Source organism: Christiangramia oceanisediminis (assembly GCF_022570735.2).
GTDB classification, from domain to species: domain Bacteria; phylum Bacteroidota; class Bacteroidia; order Flavobacteriales; family Flavobacteriaceae; genus Christiangramia; species Christiangramia oceanisediminis.
Window position 1 is genome coordinate 19,142 of the sequence record NZ_JANCNS010000003.1, and the last position, 14,506, is coordinate 33,647.

A 14,506-nucleotide genomic window follows, 5' to 3' on the forward strand; every position below is an offset into this window, starting at 1 on the left:
ATCAGGCAGCTATGAAAATTAAACTAAAAAAGAAAAAACTAGCCTCAGGAAAGTATAGCCTTTATATCGAATACTATAAAGGAAAAAGTGTCGATAAGAATGGCAAGCAAATTCATAATAGAGAATTTGAATATTTAAAAGAATACCTCTATATCAATCCTACCAATGCGTTTGAAAAAAAGCAAAATGAAGAAACTCTTTTAAGAGCAGAACAAATATTATCAATTCGACGAGCAGAATACGCCCAGGGGAAATACGGAATCAAAGACAGATCTAAGGGTAAATTACTATTTCTTACCTATTACGATAAACTGAAAGAAGAGCGTTACGAGACCAAGGGTAACTACGACAACTGGGATGCTGCTCAAAATCATCTCGAGGATTATTGTAAAAAGAGGAAGATCACCTTTGAAGATATAGATGAAGAATTTGTACTGGGATTCAAAAAATACTTGAATCAAACTGCCAGAACTAAATCCAACACTCCCCTATCTCAAAATTCAAAATATACATACTACAATAAGTTTAAAGCTGCCTTACGAAAAGCGTTTGAAGACGGTTACACCAGCAGGAATTTCGCTACCACGGTTAAAGGTTTTGCCCAGGGGGAAACGTCAAGAGAATACTTAACCCATGATGAACTTCAGGCATTGGCAAAAGCCAGGTGTAAGCACCAGGTTTTAAAAAATGCATTCTTATTTAGTTGCTTAACAGGGTTAAGATGGAGTGATATCAACAAACTAACCTGGGCGGAAGTTAGAGATGAAGACGAAGGTTCCAGACTCATTTTCAAGCAAAAGAAAACTAAAGGTCAGGAGTATCAATATATCTCGGATCAAGCCAGAAACTTACTGGGTAAAAGGAGAAAATCGAATGAACGGGTTTTTCAGGGATTGAAGTATGGAGCGCACTTTAATGCTGAAATTCTACGATGGTGTATGCGCGCCGATATTACCAAGCATATTACATTTCACAGTGCCAGGCATACTCACGCTGTATTGCTTCTTGAAAATGGCGCAGATATTTATACTGTTTCGAAAGTGCTCGGGCATAAGGAAATAAGAACCACTCAGGTATATGCGAAAATCGTAGATAAGAAGAAAAAAGAGGCTGCCTATTTAATACCGGAGCTCCAAATGAATTATGAATTTTGATATTATTACATATCTCTTCTCCTTCGGATTTTTATACATCTACAGCCGTCTGGCTATCCACTATTTACCAGCTGTATATTCATACTTTTTAAATATACATTCAGGCATAATCATTTCCCTTGAAAGACCAAGATTATTGTTTCATTTTACCGGGTTATTTTTCATGCACCTAATGTTTGCTTTTCATCAATCTTACACAAGCCCTGGTTTTTTAATTCCGTTGATAGTTTTCCTGGTTTTTATCCTGGGTTTATATTTCTGCTTTATTTCATGGGGAGAACCTTTTAAATCTTCCTTTTTAAAAAAACCAATCTCAGATTCGACTAGACTTTCAAAAAATTTCAATTTATCGATCTCCGATATACATATAACTCAGTTATATAATGAAATGGTAAGATTTGAACTGATCGACCAGGAAGCTACATCTTTAATTGATTTTAAAAATGTTTTGGTTAAGGACTGGGATAGCCACCAATCAAAAATCCACTTAAAAATGGATGGTCCTAGTTGCAGGGAATTTTACGACCATTTGAAAAAGACTTTTCCGAATAACTCAATGACTTTAAAAAATCTTATCACCTCTGCAGTAATATTACGGCAAGATGGTAGAAATTATAATTATAACACTCTTAAAAATGCTCCTACTCGCTCGCCTATTTCTAAGCAACATGAAGCATTGAAAATGATTTTCAAAATTTTTTATTCACTTGGAAATTCATGAAGTTTTTTTTCTTGAAAAGATTTCGTTAAGTCTCTTTTGTAATTTCTTTGATTTCCTTCATTATCCTATCAAACCGTACTTCTTGGTTCTCATGATATAAATTCCCAATTATAGCCTCTTGCATATTTCTCTTATCCCGGATAGCTAAAAATTGTTCTTTTAGATAATGTTTAACCTCTGGATCGGATTCCTGAATTTGATCTTTAAAACTCGAAGTGTAATTAAGAAGATACACTATATCTTCAAAATCGTGGCTCATTCTGGGATCACCCCCTCCTCGACCTTGAAATGCCGCAAACTTAGTTGCCAAAAAATATGGTAAAGTAAGAATCCTAATTTCAACCTTTTCGACTTCCTTGGTTATTGAGTTCTCAAATCCAGGTGCAAACCAGGGATTGGCCGGAGCCCAACCAACCTCAGTAGTTGACATCACATCAACTTTAATATCATTTAATCGAAATCTACAAATAACATCATCTTCCGCAGATTGGACAAAACCCTTGTCTTCCAATGCCACACGTAGTTTTTCAAGCTCTCCGACATTAGCAATTTCCAAGGTAATATCAATATCCTTGGTTGGTCTTACATCCTCGGCAGCGGGATCATCTATATATAGACTAACCATTGCACCGCCTACATAAACCACATCTTTATTCAGTTCTCCTAAAGCGAGCGCAACCTGACCGGTAGCCTTACGATTTATTATAGTATTTTTTAGCATAAACGCATTTTCAATTCTTCAATAGCAAGATTCTTTTCACGTGCTTTACCTACTCTTAAAACATCACAAAGAGACATGAGCTCATAAAACTTTTCATCCTTTAAACATGCTTCCGGTACATTTGGATGCAAAGGCTCTATGGACTGCCCCCTTAAATCTCCATTACCATATGGCCATACATAAGCGTCATGACTCTCAATAACCTTATTTAATGGTGGTGCCGAATGTGCCGTTGCAACTCCTCTCACCAATGCTCCGGGTTGCTGAGGATATACATAAGGCAATCCATATTGTAGAAAGTCAAGAATAGCTGTCATCATTAAGCGTTTTTTATCTTGAAAAATTAATCCGGCAATTACCGATCTGTTAATGCTCTCACTCACCTCACTCCCACTTATACCAAGCTCATATGAGAGATCTTTCATATACCAACTCCTATCCTTCTTCGATGCAATTTTAAGAAGAACTACTATATCGTGCGGTCTCATTCCGCTATGTTTCTTCATGTTCCTGCTAATTAGTTATAATCAAAAATAGTAATAATTTCTCAATTCGCGATTCGCGAATCGCGAATTAGCCTATTTTAAATTGTTATATTACTCAGGATTATAAAGTAAAGGTAAGATTTTAATCTGGTCGACCCGGAAGCTAAATTAGTATAGCAAAAACATTATGTATTAAGATCAATAATTGATATATCTTAAGTTGAAGTTTTTTAGAGGAATGGAATAATTTAATGGTTATTGTTTGAAAAAAGGTATTAAATAAATTTCTGGTACATATAACCTTAGATCAAATCGAGGTCCTGAAGTTTACGACCAAGTTTATCATCGTTTGCAAGGTTAGCAAAATCCTTTTCCAGGTTTAAAACTTTAAAAATATTAAAGTAGATTCCTATGGCAACTGAAGGATCTCCCTTTTCTACCCTATGTAGTGTAGCACGATGAATCCCCGCCCGTTCAGCTACCTGTACAGCAGTTAGTTTTCTTCGTTTTCGTGCAAGCTTAATATTTTCTCCTATTCCATCAAATATCTTTTGATACTTCGGAAGTAAAATTGCTTTTCTAGAATTCATTCGTCGCTTATTTACATCAAAAATACATTAATTGTCGTAAATAAACGACATTAGAATAATTTTTATTAAAATTTCAAATTTAATTTCGTTAGGCAGTCTCCTAGGTAGTTTCTAAAATCCAAATTTCCATTTCCTTAAATCGCATCGTAAATGTTTTTTTTGCATACCATAAGCATAAGTTTACATACCTGGTAATCATAGCACTACCTGTTTTTTCCTTCACTTGCTAGTTTGGCTCCATGAATCGCTCAGAAAGCGAAAATCAATTTCTAATAATTAAAACTTTTATCATGGATGCACTACAAATTCTTGAAAAACTAGATCGTATAGAAAGGATGGTTCGTACTCAAAAAAATGTATTAACCATAGATGAGGCTTCAGAATATACCGGTATCTCGAGAAGCTACTTATATAAGCTTACTGCGAATGGCGATATACCATTTTCCAAACCACGTGGGAAAATGATCTACTTCTCAAAAGAAAAACTGGATGCCTGGCTACTGACCAATTCAAGCAAGTCCAGGGATGAAATTCAACAGGAAGCACTCAATTATACGCTGCGTAATAGAAGATAATTATTCCGGTTGAAAATGGATCATTCAAAAATACCTATTTACAGGGTCGAGAATCCTAAGAAGAAAACCATCTACGATTATATGGAAGAATATCTATTTGAAAAATATGATATTCGGTATAACGAGATCAGCCAGGATTTTCAAATCTCACTAAAAGGATCTAAAAGTTGGGAGGAATTGCAAATGAATTCTATCCTAATAGAACTGGCGAGATCTAATATAGAGGTATCCCCAAATAAACTGGAGATCCTTTTAAAGTCTTATGTGGTACCACATTTTAATCCTATTGAAACCTATTTCAAAGGACTAAAAAACTGGGATGGTCAGGACTATATTTCAAAATTAGCCTCTTATGTACCTGTACAGGACCATAATATATTTTCCTACCATTTCAGAAAATGGCTTGTAAGGACCATACGTTGTGCTCTTGAGGAAACCTATTTTAATAAGCAATGTTTAGTTCTGGTTCATAATCAACAAAATTCCGGAAAATCCACATGGTGTCGGTTTTTATGTCCTCCCCCCTTGAGTAAGTATATTGCTGAAGATATCAGCAATGATAAAGATGCGCGGATTCAGCTAACCCGAAACTTCATCATAAACCTGGATGAACTTTCCATGCTGAATAAAAAGGACATAAATAGCCTTAAAGCCTATTTCTCAAAAACCTTTATAAACGAACGATTGCCATACGACCGGAAAAACTCTACGCTTTCCAGAACCTGTTCATTTATTGGTTCTACGAACCAGGCTAATTTTTTAAGTGATGAAACAGGTTCCGTGCGCTGGCTATGCTTTAAACTCCTGAGAAAAATTGATTTCAACTATTCGAAAGATATAGATATTGACTTGGTCTGGTCGCAGGCCTATCACCTGGCCTATGTCGATCCGCATTTCACTCCGGAATTAACACCAAAGGATATTGAAGAAAACGAGGAACGAAACAGGGAATTTAGACAATTGTCAATTGAGGAAGAATTAATCACTAAATACTTTGAAAAAAGTGAGGAGATAAAGCACTTCCATACTTCATCAGAAATTCTGGCAAAATTAGCCTGTCTGAATATTCGGTTGAACGCGATTTACATTGGAAAAGCTCTGAATGCTTTGAACTTTAATCGGGTTAAACATCCACAACGACAAGTATATGGATTTCTGGCGAAACCACTTTTCGCTTCAAGCCCGTGGGAGATAACTTAAAAACTACTTACCTACTTACCTAAAATCTCTTAAACCGAATGACAGCAGGACTTTCAGTCAGGTAAGTAAAACCAGATTCATCTTACCTAAGTTACCTAAAAACAGGAATCCAGGTAAGATAGGTAAGATAAGGTAAGTAGCATTTTTATTTGAAAAGCCTTGTTATTACTGCAATAGGTAAGTAGGTAACTAAAATTTGAAAAAATGAATTTAAAAAGATTAAGCTGTGAAAGAGCCCGAAGTATTTGCATCGTTCAAACACTCGCAAAACTGGGGCACTTTCCCAGTAGGACAACGGAGAAAGAAGCCTGGTTTCTGAGTCCCCTGCGGTCAGAAACACAGGCCTCTTTCAAGGTGTCTTTAAAACTAAACCGATGGTACGACTTCGGACTAGGCGAAGGTGGAAATGTTATCGACCTGGTATGCAAAGTATCTAACTGTAGTGTTGCCGAAGCCCTGCAATTCCTTTCAGATGATCTGCCGGTATTTAGAACTCAAAACCCTGAACCTCATATCTATGAAAAAGATAGTTGCAACAAGGTTACCGCGGTAAGAGAAATCTCCAAAAGTCATTTAAAGAAGTACCTGAGATCCAGAGGTATTTCTTTACAGGTTGCCCGAACCTATTGCAAAGAGGTTTGGTATGAATCTAAAGGCTCCATTTACTATGCCATCGGACTTCAAAATAACGAAGGTGGCTGGGAATTGCGCAATCTCTATTTTAAAACTTCAACATCACCAAAGACCTATACATTCATAGAAAGACAAAAAGATATTCTGATGGTATGTGAAGGCATGTTTGATCTATTATCTATTGCAGAGTTTTATCCCAATGATCTAAGGAATTCAGATGCCATTTGTTTAAACTCCATTTCATTTTTACAGAAGATCACCCCCTACTTCCAAAAATATAGAACAGTTGATCTTTACCTGGATAATGATCTTCCCGGAAAGAAAAACACCACCGAATTATTAAAGTATTATTCGAATATAAAAGACCAAAGTTATCGCTATAAAAACTATAAAGACCTCAGTGAAAAACTAGCTGGTGGACACAGGGTTTCCACAAGCTAAAAATCGTTTTTGAGTAGCAAAGCAAGATGTGTCATTGTCATGACAATCTTGCTTTGCGCCCGGAGGTTGCAAAGATTAAAAAGACAAAATTATGAAACGGGAAGTCATCCAGATTCGATGCTCGATCTACGAGAAAAAGCTACTCAAAAAAAGAGCGGCCAGGGCCGGAATTTCTCTGTCGGAATACTTGCGATTAACCGCATTTCAAATCAATATTGTGGAACGACTCACCCCCGAACAACTGGAATGCTACCAGATGCTTATCCAGTATAAAAACAACTTTATGAGAATCAGCAATATGTTTAAACATCGTGATTCCAGGTTGGCTATAGAAGTTGAAGATCTCGCTGAAAAAATTAGAACACATCTTCAAAACTTTAAAAAATGATAGGAAAAGGACAATCCATATCTCGAACCCAGGCATCCATATCATATGGTTGGAACCAGGATAAGGAAGCTGAAGTCATTCTTAAACAACACCTGGCGGGTGATACGCCAGAGCAGATCACCGATGAATTTAAGATCATTCAATCTCAAAATGACCGGTGCCTTAAAAATACCTTGAGCTTTGTGGTAAGTCCCACCATCAAAGATGGTAAGAATTTAAACCATCAAGATCTGGAAAAGATCGCTCAGCGTTTTATTAGGGAAATGGATCTTAAAAATCACCAGGCCATTGGGTTTGTTCATAAGGATAAAGAGCATACCCATATTCATATCTATGCAAATCGTATCAGCTTAAAAGGTGAAGTCTACAAAGACAGCTTTATAGGAAAACGAAGTCAGATAGCCGCAGATAATGTAGCTAAACAAATCGGACTTACACGCGTAAGAGAAGTTCAACATGAAAAGCTACAGGAATTAAAATGGCAGCGACTGGCCATTAAGCATATCCATAACAAAGTTCTAGAATCCAGGCCAAAATCCTTGGATGAGTATATCCAAAGAATGAATGCCCGAAACATTAAGGTCATTCCCAGTATCAATAAATCCAATCAGCTGCAGGGCTTCCGTTTCGAATATAAGGGCCTCAATTTAAAAGGGAGTGAAGTTCACCGGTCTATGAGTGGCAATAAATTGATCGCTGAAATTTCTCAGAACAATAGTTTCAGTAGACTCAAAGAAGCACCAAAAACTTTAAAGCTGGCAAATAATACCGTACAACTAAGTACGAATATGCTAACTAAGATCGCTAAAGACCTGGCAAAACAAGTGATCAAACGAGCAATTGACACCGGCATGGGCATGGGTTACTAAATCATAATAAGTATGAAAAAGCTAGATGAGATCATGGAACTGATGGCCGATGAAATGGCCGATTTTAAAACATCGCTGGAAAAACTGGAAGCCTTATCTAAAGAGTTGAACGATATAAGCATCCCAATAAGCACAGCAGCTATTGAAGAAAACCTACAGCCTTTCCTTGTCAATCAGGCACAAGCCAATGAGCAAAAAAATGTATTACTCAGAGAAGTCAATATTCAGTTAAAGAAAGCCAGTCTGATCCCTAACCATATACTGGTACTATTTGGGATTGTTTTGGTTCTTCTATTATCCGGACTGGGATATTTTATCTATTCTGCTATTTCCGCCAAGGATGAAAAGTTTGAGGTTTATAAAATGATTGTAGAATCGAAACTGGAATCCTACCAAAACTATTTTTCAGAAAACTCTAATATAAAAGAAGATTACTGCAATTGGCTGGAGCAATCCCATTAGTAAATATGCGCCCTATGCTGTTTTTACTTAACGCTTAACTTCCCGTACACTATAAAAACAGCACAGGAACCTCGCGCAAGGTTAGTTATGGGAGATATGGGGCTTAACCCAGAATTCCATTTCAAAAACTATTTTTATACCTGAGGATTCAAAGGTTTTAAAAATTCATAGGATAGCCTTATTAAGCTTCAAAATTTCTATCTTAAGTTTCTCTAATAATTTCAATGGCAACTTATCCAAATTTTACACAGTATCTAATTGAAAAGTTCGATTTAAGCGAATCCAACGTTTATTTGATACATGAACTAATTAAGGAAAAGTATATTTCTTCTGAGGGTTTTCTATTGAAACCGGGTGAGATATGTAAACATACTTTTTTCGTGGAGAGTGGCCTGTTGCGTCTATATTCCCTTTCAGAAAATGGGAAGGAACATATTATTCAATTTGCTGCTGAAAACTGGTTGTTGAGCGATCGAGATAGTGTATTTTTCAGAGAACCTTCCAAGTTTTATATTGAAGCTATTGAAAATTCTTTGCTGATTCCCCTGGATGAATATTTGATCAAGAAAATCGAAGAACTAAGCTCGAATTTCAGGAAAAACAATGAGATCTTACTACACAACCATATCCGGCATTTGAATCAACGGATTAATCTCCTGCTGAGCGCTTCTGCCAAAATCCGATATTTGGAGTTCATTAAATTGTATCCAGATCTTCAATTCCGTGTACCCCAGTGGATGGTGGCTTCCTATCTTGGAATAACTCCTGAAAGTTTAAGCAGGGTACGACGGGACCTTGCCAATAAAAGCTAATTTTATTTCTTACCATAGATCAAGAGAGATTTATCCCTAGCTTCTAACTTTGTTCTAAACTTTAGAAGTTATGTCATATACACTACATCAGAATATCGAAAAAAACAAGTTTGAAGTCCTGGTGGAAAACCACGTTGCTTTTGTAACCTATAAGCTTCATAAAGACGAAATAAGCTTTATGCATACGGAGGTTCCTGAGGAATTAAGCGGAAAAGGAATCGGAAGCTTTTTGGCTAAAAATGTTCTGGAATATGCTAAGAAAAATCACCTAAAGGTTAAGCCTTATTGTCCATTCATTAAAGCATATATCGATAAACACGAAGAGTATCAGGAGATCTCCATGTTTCATAAAAATTGAATTGAGATTTAAATAATCTCTCATTACACCAAAATTTAAAGCTATGAGCACAAAAAATATCGAATTAATTGCAAATCCACCTGCTCCTCATTTTGTAGGTGATGGGTTTAGAGTTCATAACTTTATTCCCAGTGGTTTTAGAATGGATATGGAACGGATGAGTCCGTTTATTTTATTGGATTATAATTCTAAATTCCATTTTCCAGCATCCGATAAACCTAAAGGGGTTGGAGTCCACCCGCACCGAGGTTTTGAAACTGTCACGATTGCCTATAAGGGAAAGGTTGCCCATCATGACAGCAGTGGTGATGGCGGAGTGATAGGCGAAGGAGACGTACAGTGGATGACCGCTGCTTCAGGCGTTCTTCATAAAGAATATCATGAAGAAGAATTCAGCAAGAAAGGCGGTGATTTTCAAATGGTTCAGTTGTGGGTGAACCTTCCGGCAAAGGATAAGATGTCTCAGCCAAAATATCAGGCCATCTCGAAAGATAAGATGGGAATTTACAAAATGCCGGATGGAGGTGGTAACATTGAAGTTATTGCCGGAAATTATAAAGATGTCCAGGGACCTGCAAGCACTTTTACTCCCTTACATATGTCTAACGCCAGATTAAATAAAGGAGCAAAAGCTGAATATTCCTTTCCTGCGGAATACAATACGGGAGCCCTGGTAATTGAAGGCAGTATTAATGTTAATGGCCAGGAAGTTGCAAAAACCGATGATTTTGTTCTTTTTGAAAATGCCGGAGAGTCATTTACTATAGAAGCCATGGATAACGCTGTAGTTTTGATCATAAGCGGAGAGCCTATCAGAGAACCGATAGCAGCCCAGGGTCCCTTCGTGATGAATACCAAACAGGAAATTCTTCAGGCTATAAATGATTTCAATATGGGAAAATTCGGTTATCTTGAAGATTGATTAATAACACAAATAGATTGATAAAGCCAGAATTTCCGTTCTGGCTTTATCAATTAAGATTTCATCAATAACTTTATTATATGTCCAACATAAAAAACATCATCCCGGAAAGAGCTGCCGATATCGGGAATTTTCTTGTAGGAAGACTTTTGCCTTTTAGAGAAAAAAGGATGATAGGCCCTTTCGTTTTTATCGATCACATGGGTCCTATTCACCTTAAAATGGATGAAAACTTCGATGTTCCTCCACATCCACATGTAGGACTTTCCACCCTAACCTATCTTTTTGAAGGAAGCATTATGCACCGCGATAGTCTGGGCACCGAGGTTGAAATCAATCCGGGAGCTGTTAACTGGATGACTGCGGGTAAAGGAGTCGTACATTCAGAGCGAACACCACCAAAATTGCGTGATAAAGAAAAATCCCTACATGGATTACAAATCTGGGTAGGCCTTCCGAAGGAATTGGAAAAAATGGAACCTTCTTTTAATCATATTGAAAAAGAAGATATCCCGACCTGGGAGGAAAATGGTATAGAATATAAACTAATTGCTGGTGAATGCTTCAACAGAAAGTCACCCGTACCAGTACATAGTAAATTATTTCTGCTCGAACTGAAAAGCAAGGAGCGGAGAAAAGTGAATTTGAGCGATCACCTTTTTGGAGAGTCTGGTATTTATATTCTCGAAGGCACTATTATTACTGAAGATATTAGCTATGAACCCAAACAAATATTAGTGGCAAAAGATCACAAACTCTGTGAATTTGAGATGGGTAAAGACACTACTATTTATATTTTCGGCGGGGAGCCTTTTGATGAAATGCGACACATTCACTGGAATTTCGTGGCTTCAGACAAGACTATTATTGAAAAAGCAAGGGAAGACTGGAAGAACCAGCGATTCCCTAAAGTTCCCGGCGAAACAGAATTTGTTCCATTACCCAACTAAAAGAAAATGAAAACAGGAAGACTGGAAGCATTTAGTGATGGTGTGCTCGCGATCGTAATTACTATCATGGTCCTGGAGATGAAGGCTCCGGAAGACACCAATTTAGCAGGCCTACTGGAAGTTGCCCCGGTTTTCCTGAGCTATTTACTGAGTTTTATTTACCTGGGCATTTACTGGAATAATCATCACCACCTCTTACAGGTGACTCAAAAAGTGAATGGAAAGATTCTATGGGCGAATTTGCATCTTTTGTTTTGGTTGTCTTTAATTCCATTTGCAACAAGTTGGGCCGGAGAAAATTTTAAAACGAGTGAACCAATTGCCCTGTACGGTTTTATTTTGTTAATGTCGGCAATTGCCTACTGGCTGCTGGAGATGCAGCTAATTAAATTTCATGATGATAATTTCCCTTTAAAAAAGATTACCAGGCGAGGCACCAAAGAACATATTTCAATTATTGTTTATATCCTTTCCATACCCCTGGCATTCTTTAATTCCTGGACTTCCATAGCCTGTTTTATTCTGGTCGCTATCATGTGGATCGTCCCTGATAGACGCCTGGAGGACTTTTCAAAGTAAGAAGTGCTTCGGAAGATAGTTATATTTCCAAGATGGAGTCTCCTATATAAAGTAATTCAAAGATGATGGCCCAGTTTTTGGCAAAATGCATCGACTCCAGCATAATCGTATCCCTGTCTTTCAAGGCCCAAAATTTATGGATGGTGAAAGAAGCGATGATCAGGAACAGGCATAAAGCGGCAAGCCCGTAAAGCAAGAAGTACCCCGTAATTAAACTTAATCCGCCAAGACACAGCAGTATTCCGCTTAATTTCACCATTAGCCTGGAGGCTAACAGGCTTCTCTTTTCTGCATATTCCTCAATGACTTTTGAATTGTAAAAGTGATTTATACCATTCAGAAGAAAGAAAACACCCAGTAAGATCAGTAATATTTGCTTTATCATAGAATTTATTCTTAGAGCCGCTTACTTCTCAATAGTATATACTATTTTATAATTTAATCACATCAATAATCGCGATCATAGTAGAAAGATCCTCAGGGTTCGTTATTGGGGTAATTTCAAAATCATTATTGCTATGATCATACTTAAAAAGATTATACCCCTCCTTCCCTATTAAAGAAACCATTTCGCCAGAGTGCAGATTAACAAATGTTTTATGTGCAAAATGAATCCCGGAAATACGAGGAACAGTTTCCAATAGATCTAACTCCTCATTATCGATATCATAAATATATGGTTTTACTTCACCAGCATAGCCGGTGTTCACCTGGGGAGCAAAGCCTAGTAAGGTATTAGTTTCTGGTATTCTTCCCAGGTTTAATAACCCGGTATTTATACTCTCCTGGGACAACACTTTCAAGGTTTTTTCAGTTAGGTCTATTTCCAGAAGTTCGGCATCAACCAAATTAGAATTCTTTGAAGCGCTTACATATAATCGCTGGCCAATTAATTGAGAAGAAAAAACATTACGATATCCCAGGACATTCAAATCCAGATTCTCCAAGATGGTCATTTCGTAGGTATCCGGTTCTATTCTGGCAATTTTGATAGGTTTATCAAGAGACGGAATATCAAATTCTTCTCTAATGATACCTACCAGATTTCCCTGACTCGCATCCCAGTCTAATGACATTAAACCTGGAACGTTTCCGAACTCTTCCGGAAATTCTAATTCCACCATCTGACTATTTCCGCTGGTACGATTACGAACAAATAATCGTTGCTGTGGTGGATCAAACCATGCTTCGAAGATATAGTTGTTTTTAGGAGAGGAGGTTACCGAATTGAAAACCGTATTAAACTCTAAATCCGAAATCCTTCCAGCATCTTCCACTTCTCCCGTTTGATCACCTATAGTAAACAATCTACCGTCATTTCGAAGGGCTACATACTGGTAATCATCCTGGACAATAGTTTCTCCTCGTTCCTCTTTCTCAGGAGTTGGATCAGAATCGCTAGAGCAGGAAAATAAAATAACACTGAAAATAAAGATGAGGGAAAACCTCCTTAAGTTAAAATTCATTGGGACTGGATTTGAAGGTGATGAAAGTAGTAAATTTTATTATCTAATTCATAAGCTATGCATCAAAAAATCATTCTTACCAGAGAGCGACTATATTCGCTGATTTGGGAACATCCCCTCACCTATTTTACTCAAAAATATATGGTTTCCTATAACAGTTTTAAACGAATTTGTGAGCGAAATGAGGTCCCCTTACCACCTAACGGTTACTGGTCGAAAAAGAAATACGGAAAGGAAGTGGAAATGCCAGAGCTTAATTCTTTAGATAAAGAATCTAAGATTACTTTATACCTCCGACCAGAAGGTGATCAACGAGATTTTGGAGATCTGACGGAAATGGATCAGAAAATATTGGAGATAGAGGCTGACCCTAAAACGAATTTCACTATTCCTGGTAAACTACCTGCTAAACTGGATCTCGTATTAAAAGAAACCAAGAAATGGCTCCATGATGAAATTAGAGTTCCAGACAATCTGGATTACTATGACAGGTATCACCCGGGGCCAATTAGATGCTATGTATCCAAAAAACAATTCAGTAGAAGTTTATTACTATTTCATGTCTTATTAAAAAACTTAAAAGTGCGGGGTCATGAAATGATTTTTGGAAGGTATAATTCCTTCGTGAAATTATATGGAATTGAAATAGAGATCTGTATTTCGGAAAAGAATAAAAGAATTAAAGTTCCAGGAAGGTACGGGGATGAATATAAATCGGAACCTACTGGAATGTTGTCGATTCAAACAGGACAATATTATTACAGCAAAACCTGGAATGACGCTAAATATATAAAACTAGAAGATAAATTATCTGCAATAATTGCCTGGTTGGAGATCGAAGCTGAAGCAGAAAGGCTGCGGAAAATCGAAAGTAAGAAACGTGAAGAAGAACGATTAGAAAAGGAACGCCTGGAGCAGGAAAGACAAAAGTTGATCGATTCAGAGCTAGAAATTTTTAAGGAACTTCATCGAAATTCGGAGTTGTGGCACGAGGCCAATAAACTAAGGAAATACCTGAAAGAATTCGAGAAACATATTGAAAGTACCGGTGAAATTACCCAGGAAAATATAGAGTTACTTGAATTTGGAAAAAGGAAAGCTGATTGGATGGATCCTTTCAAAAAGAGTGAAGATGAACTTTTTTCAGATATAGATCCATTTAAACTTCTACTTAGATAAA

General features: G+C 37.1%; 19 protein-coding genes. 14 read left to right on the plus strand and 5 right to left on the minus strand.

What is annotated here, in order from left to right; translation table 11 throughout:
• Nucleotides 1-11 precede the first annotated feature (11 nt).
• Both MKO06_RS12835 and MKO06_RS12840 read left to right on the plus strand, forming a co-directional pair.
• Nucleotides 12-1,154 (plus strand): site-specific integrase, encoded by a 1,143-nt coding sequence (locus MKO06_RS12835; protein ID WP_241552462.1) that lies wholly within the window; start codon nt 12-14, stop codon nt 1,152-1,154.
• Nucleotides 1,144-1,875 (plus strand): hypothetical protein, encoded by a 732-nt coding sequence (locus MKO06_RS12840; protein ID WP_241552463.1) that lies wholly within the window; start codon nt 1,144-1,146, stop codon nt 1,873-1,875. Before MKO06_RS12835 ends, MKO06_RS12840 begins: the two co-directional genes overlap by 11 nt.
• A gap of 25 nt (nt 1,876-1,900) precedes the next feature.
• Here MKO06_RS12840 and MKO06_RS12845 read toward each other — a convergent pair whose 3' ends face one another.
• From MKO06_RS12845 to MKO06_RS12855, 3 genes are all read right to left on the minus strand, one after another.
• Complete coding sequence (locus tag MKO06_RS12845) at nt 1,901-2,596, minus strand: nucleotidyl transferase AbiEii/AbiGii toxin family protein (RefSeq protein ID WP_241552464.1); 696 nt, start codon at nt 2,594-2,596, stop codon at nt 1,901-1,903.
• Nucleotides 2,590-3,084 (minus strand): hypothetical protein, encoded by a 495-nt coding sequence (locus MKO06_RS12850; protein ID WP_256946184.1) that lies wholly within the window; start codon nt 3,082-3,084, stop codon nt 2,590-2,592. The genes MKO06_RS12845 and MKO06_RS12850 overlap by 7 nt, the downstream gene beginning before the upstream one ends.
• Before the next feature lie 299 nt (nt 3,085-3,383).
• Complete coding sequence (locus tag MKO06_RS12855) at nt 3,384-3,671, minus strand: helix-turn-helix domain-containing protein (RefSeq protein ID WP_241552466.1); 288 nt, start codon at nt 3,669-3,671, stop codon at nt 3,384-3,386.
• A gap of 290 nt (nt 3,672-3,961) precedes the next feature.
• Here MKO06_RS12855 and MKO06_RS12860 point away from each other — a divergent pair, with 290 nt between their 5' ends.
• From MKO06_RS12860 to MKO06_RS12910, 11 genes are all read left to right on the plus strand, one after another.
• Entirely contained in the window at nt 3,962-4,246 is a 285-nt protein-coding gene (locus tag MKO06_RS12860) for a helix-turn-helix domain-containing protein (RefSeq protein ID WP_241552467.1), read from the plus strand.
• A gap of 15 nt (nt 4,247-4,261) precedes the next feature.
• Nucleotides 4,262-5,446 carry a VapE domain-containing protein gene (locus MKO06_RS12865; protein WP_241552468.1) on the plus strand — a complete coding sequence of 395 codons (1,185 nt, stop codon included), beginning with the start codon at nt 4,262-4,264 and terminating at the stop codon, nt 5,444-5,446.
• Nucleotides 5,447-5,650: 204 nt separating this feature from the next.
• Complete coding sequence (locus tag MKO06_RS12870; protein WP_241552469.1) at nt 5,651-6,520, plus strand: toprim domain-containing protein; 870 nt, start codon at nt 5,651-5,653, stop codon at nt 6,518-6,520.
• Nucleotides 6,521-6,611: 91 nt separating this feature from the next.
• Nucleotides 6,612-6,908, plus strand: a complete 297-nt coding sequence (gene mbpA, locus MKO06_RS12875; protein WP_241552470.1) for a mobilization protein MbpA — start codon at nt 6,612-6,614, stop codon at nt 6,906-6,908.
• Complete coding sequence (locus MKO06_RS12880; protein ID WP_241552471.1) at nt 6,905-7,777, plus strand: relaxase/mobilization nuclease domain-containing protein; 873 nt, start codon at nt 6,905-6,907, stop codon at nt 7,775-7,777. Before mbpA ends, MKO06_RS12880 begins: the two co-directional genes overlap by 4 nt.
• A gap of 12 nt (nt 7,778-7,789) precedes the next feature.
• The gene (locus MKO06_RS12885; RefSeq protein ID WP_241552472.1) at nt 7,790-8,239 is read left to right on the plus strand and encodes a DUF6730 family protein; all 450 of its coding nucleotides are present in this window, start codon (nt 7,790-7,792) and stop codon (nt 8,237-8,239) included.
• Nucleotides 8,240-8,463: 224 nt separating this feature from the next.
• Nucleotides 8,464-9,051, plus strand: coding sequence for a Crp/Fnr family transcriptional regulator (locus MKO06_RS12890; RefSeq protein ID WP_241552473.1), 588 nt, complete (start codon nt 8,464-8,466; stop codon nt 9,049-9,051).
• Nucleotides 9,052-9,121: 70 nt separating this feature from the next.
• Complete coding sequence (locus tag MKO06_RS12895; protein WP_241552474.1) at nt 9,122-9,409, plus strand: GNAT family N-acetyltransferase; 288 nt, start codon at nt 9,122-9,124, stop codon at nt 9,407-9,409.
• 43 nt (nt 9,410-9,452) lie between these two features.
• Nucleotides 9,453-10,331: a pirin family protein gene (locus MKO06_RS12900; protein WP_241552475.1), complete on the plus strand. Its 879-nt coding sequence runs from the start codon at nt 9,453-9,455 to the stop codon at nt 10,329-10,331.
• Nucleotides 10,332-10,411: 80 nt separating this feature from the next.
• Complete coding sequence (locus MKO06_RS12905; protein WP_241552476.1) at nt 10,412-11,281, plus strand: pirin family protein; 870 nt, start codon at nt 10,412-10,414, stop codon at nt 11,279-11,281.
• 6 nt (nt 11,282-11,287) lie between these two features.
• Nucleotides 11,288-11,860 carry a TMEM175 family protein gene (locus MKO06_RS12910; protein ID WP_241552477.1) on the plus strand — a complete coding sequence of 191 codons (573 nt, stop codon included), beginning with the start codon at nt 11,288-11,290 and terminating at the stop codon, nt 11,858-11,860.
• A gap of 19 nt (nt 11,861-11,879) precedes the next feature.
• On the opposite strand, the gene MKO06_RS12915 is transcribed toward MKO06_RS12910, so the two are convergent.
• Together MKO06_RS12915 and MKO06_RS12920 are read right to left on the minus strand one after the other, a co-directional pair.
• Nucleotides 11,880-12,245, minus strand: coding sequence for a DoxX family protein (locus MKO06_RS12915; RefSeq protein ID WP_241552478.1), 366 nt, complete (start codon nt 12,243-12,245; stop codon nt 11,880-11,882).
• Nucleotides 12,246-12,291: 46 nt separating this feature from the next.
• Nucleotides 12,292-13,326 (minus strand): hypothetical protein, encoded by a 1,035-nt coding sequence (locus MKO06_RS12920; RefSeq protein WP_241552479.1) that lies wholly within the window; start codon nt 13,324-13,326, stop codon nt 12,292-12,294.
• Nucleotides 13,327-13,383: 57 nt separating this feature from the next.
• Between MKO06_RS12920 and MKO06_RS12925 the strand changes: the two genes are divergently transcribed.
• Nucleotides 13,384-14,505, plus strand: a complete 1,122-nt coding sequence (locus MKO06_RS12925) for a hypothetical protein (RefSeq protein WP_241552480.1) — start codon at nt 13,384-13,386, stop codon at nt 14,503-14,505.
• Nucleotide 14,506: the final 1 nt, after the last annotated feature.

What these genes read in the sequence shown, in the direction of transcription:
- MKO06_RS12835 (WP_241552462.1), top strand. Translation starts at nt 12, where the DNA reads ATGAAAATTAAACTAAAAAAGAAAAAACTAGCCTCAGGAAAGTATAGC.
- MKO06_RS12840 (WP_241552463.1), top strand. Translation starts at nt 1,144, where the DNA reads ATGAATTTTGATATTATTACATATCTCTTCTCCTTCGGATTTTTATAC.
- MKO06_RS12845 (WP_241552464.1), bottom strand. Translation starts at nt 2,596, where the DNA reads ATGCTAAAAAATACTATAATAAATCGTAAGGCTACCGGTCAGGTTGCG.
- MKO06_RS12850 (WP_256946184.1), bottom strand. Translation starts at nt 3,084, where the DNA reads ATGAGACCGCACGATATAGTAGTTCTTCTTAAAATTGCATCGAAGAAG.
- MKO06_RS12855 (WP_241552466.1), bottom strand. Translation starts at nt 3,671, where the DNA reads ATGAATTCTAGAAAAGCAATTTTACTTCCGAAGTATCAAAAGATATTT.
- MKO06_RS12860 (WP_241552467.1), top strand. Translation starts at nt 3,962, where the DNA reads ATGGATGCACTACAAATTCTTGAAAAACTAGATCGTATAGAAAGGATG.
- MKO06_RS12865 (WP_241552468.1), top strand. Translation starts at nt 4,262, where the DNA reads ATGGATCATTCAAAAATACCTATTTACAGGGTCGAGAATCCTAAGAAG.
- MKO06_RS12870 (WP_241552469.1), top strand. Translation starts at nt 5,651, where the DNA reads ATGAATTTAAAAAGATTAAGCTGTGAAAGAGCCCGAAGTATTTGCATC.
- mbpA (WP_241552470.1), top strand. Translation starts at nt 6,612, where the DNA reads ATGAAACGGGAAGTCATCCAGATTCGATGCTCGATCTACGAGAAAAAG.
- MKO06_RS12880 (WP_241552471.1), top strand. Translation starts at nt 6,905, where the DNA reads ATGATAGGAAAAGGACAATCCATATCTCGAACCCAGGCATCCATATCA.
- MKO06_RS12885 (WP_241552472.1), top strand. Translation starts at nt 7,790, where the DNA reads ATGAAAAAGCTAGATGAGATCATGGAACTGATGGCCGATGAAATGGCC.
- MKO06_RS12890 (WP_241552473.1), top strand. Translation starts at nt 8,464, where the DNA reads ATGGCAACTTATCCAAATTTTACACAGTATCTAATTGAAAAGTTCGAT.
- MKO06_RS12895 (WP_241552474.1), top strand. Translation starts at nt 9,122, where the DNA reads ATGTCATATACACTACATCAGAATATCGAAAAAAACAAGTTTGAAGTC.
- MKO06_RS12900 (WP_241552475.1), top strand. Translation starts at nt 9,453, where the DNA reads ATGAGCACAAAAAATATCGAATTAATTGCAAATCCACCTGCTCCTCAT.
- MKO06_RS12905 (WP_241552476.1), top strand. Translation starts at nt 10,412, where the DNA reads ATGTCCAACATAAAAAACATCATCCCGGAAAGAGCTGCCGATATCGGG.
- MKO06_RS12910 (WP_241552477.1), top strand. Translation starts at nt 11,288, where the DNA reads ATGAAAACAGGAAGACTGGAAGCATTTAGTGATGGTGTGCTCGCGATC.
- MKO06_RS12915 (WP_241552478.1), bottom strand. Translation starts at nt 12,245, where the DNA reads ATGATAAAGCAAATATTACTGATCTTACTGGGTGTTTTCTTTCTTCTG.
- MKO06_RS12920 (WP_241552479.1), bottom strand. Translation starts at nt 13,326, where the DNA reads ATGAATTTTAACTTAAGGAGGTTTTCCCTCATCTTTATTTTCAGTGTT.
- MKO06_RS12925 (WP_241552480.1), top strand. Translation starts at nt 13,384, where the DNA reads ATGCATCAAAAAATCATTCTTACCAGAGAGCGACTATATTCGCTGATT.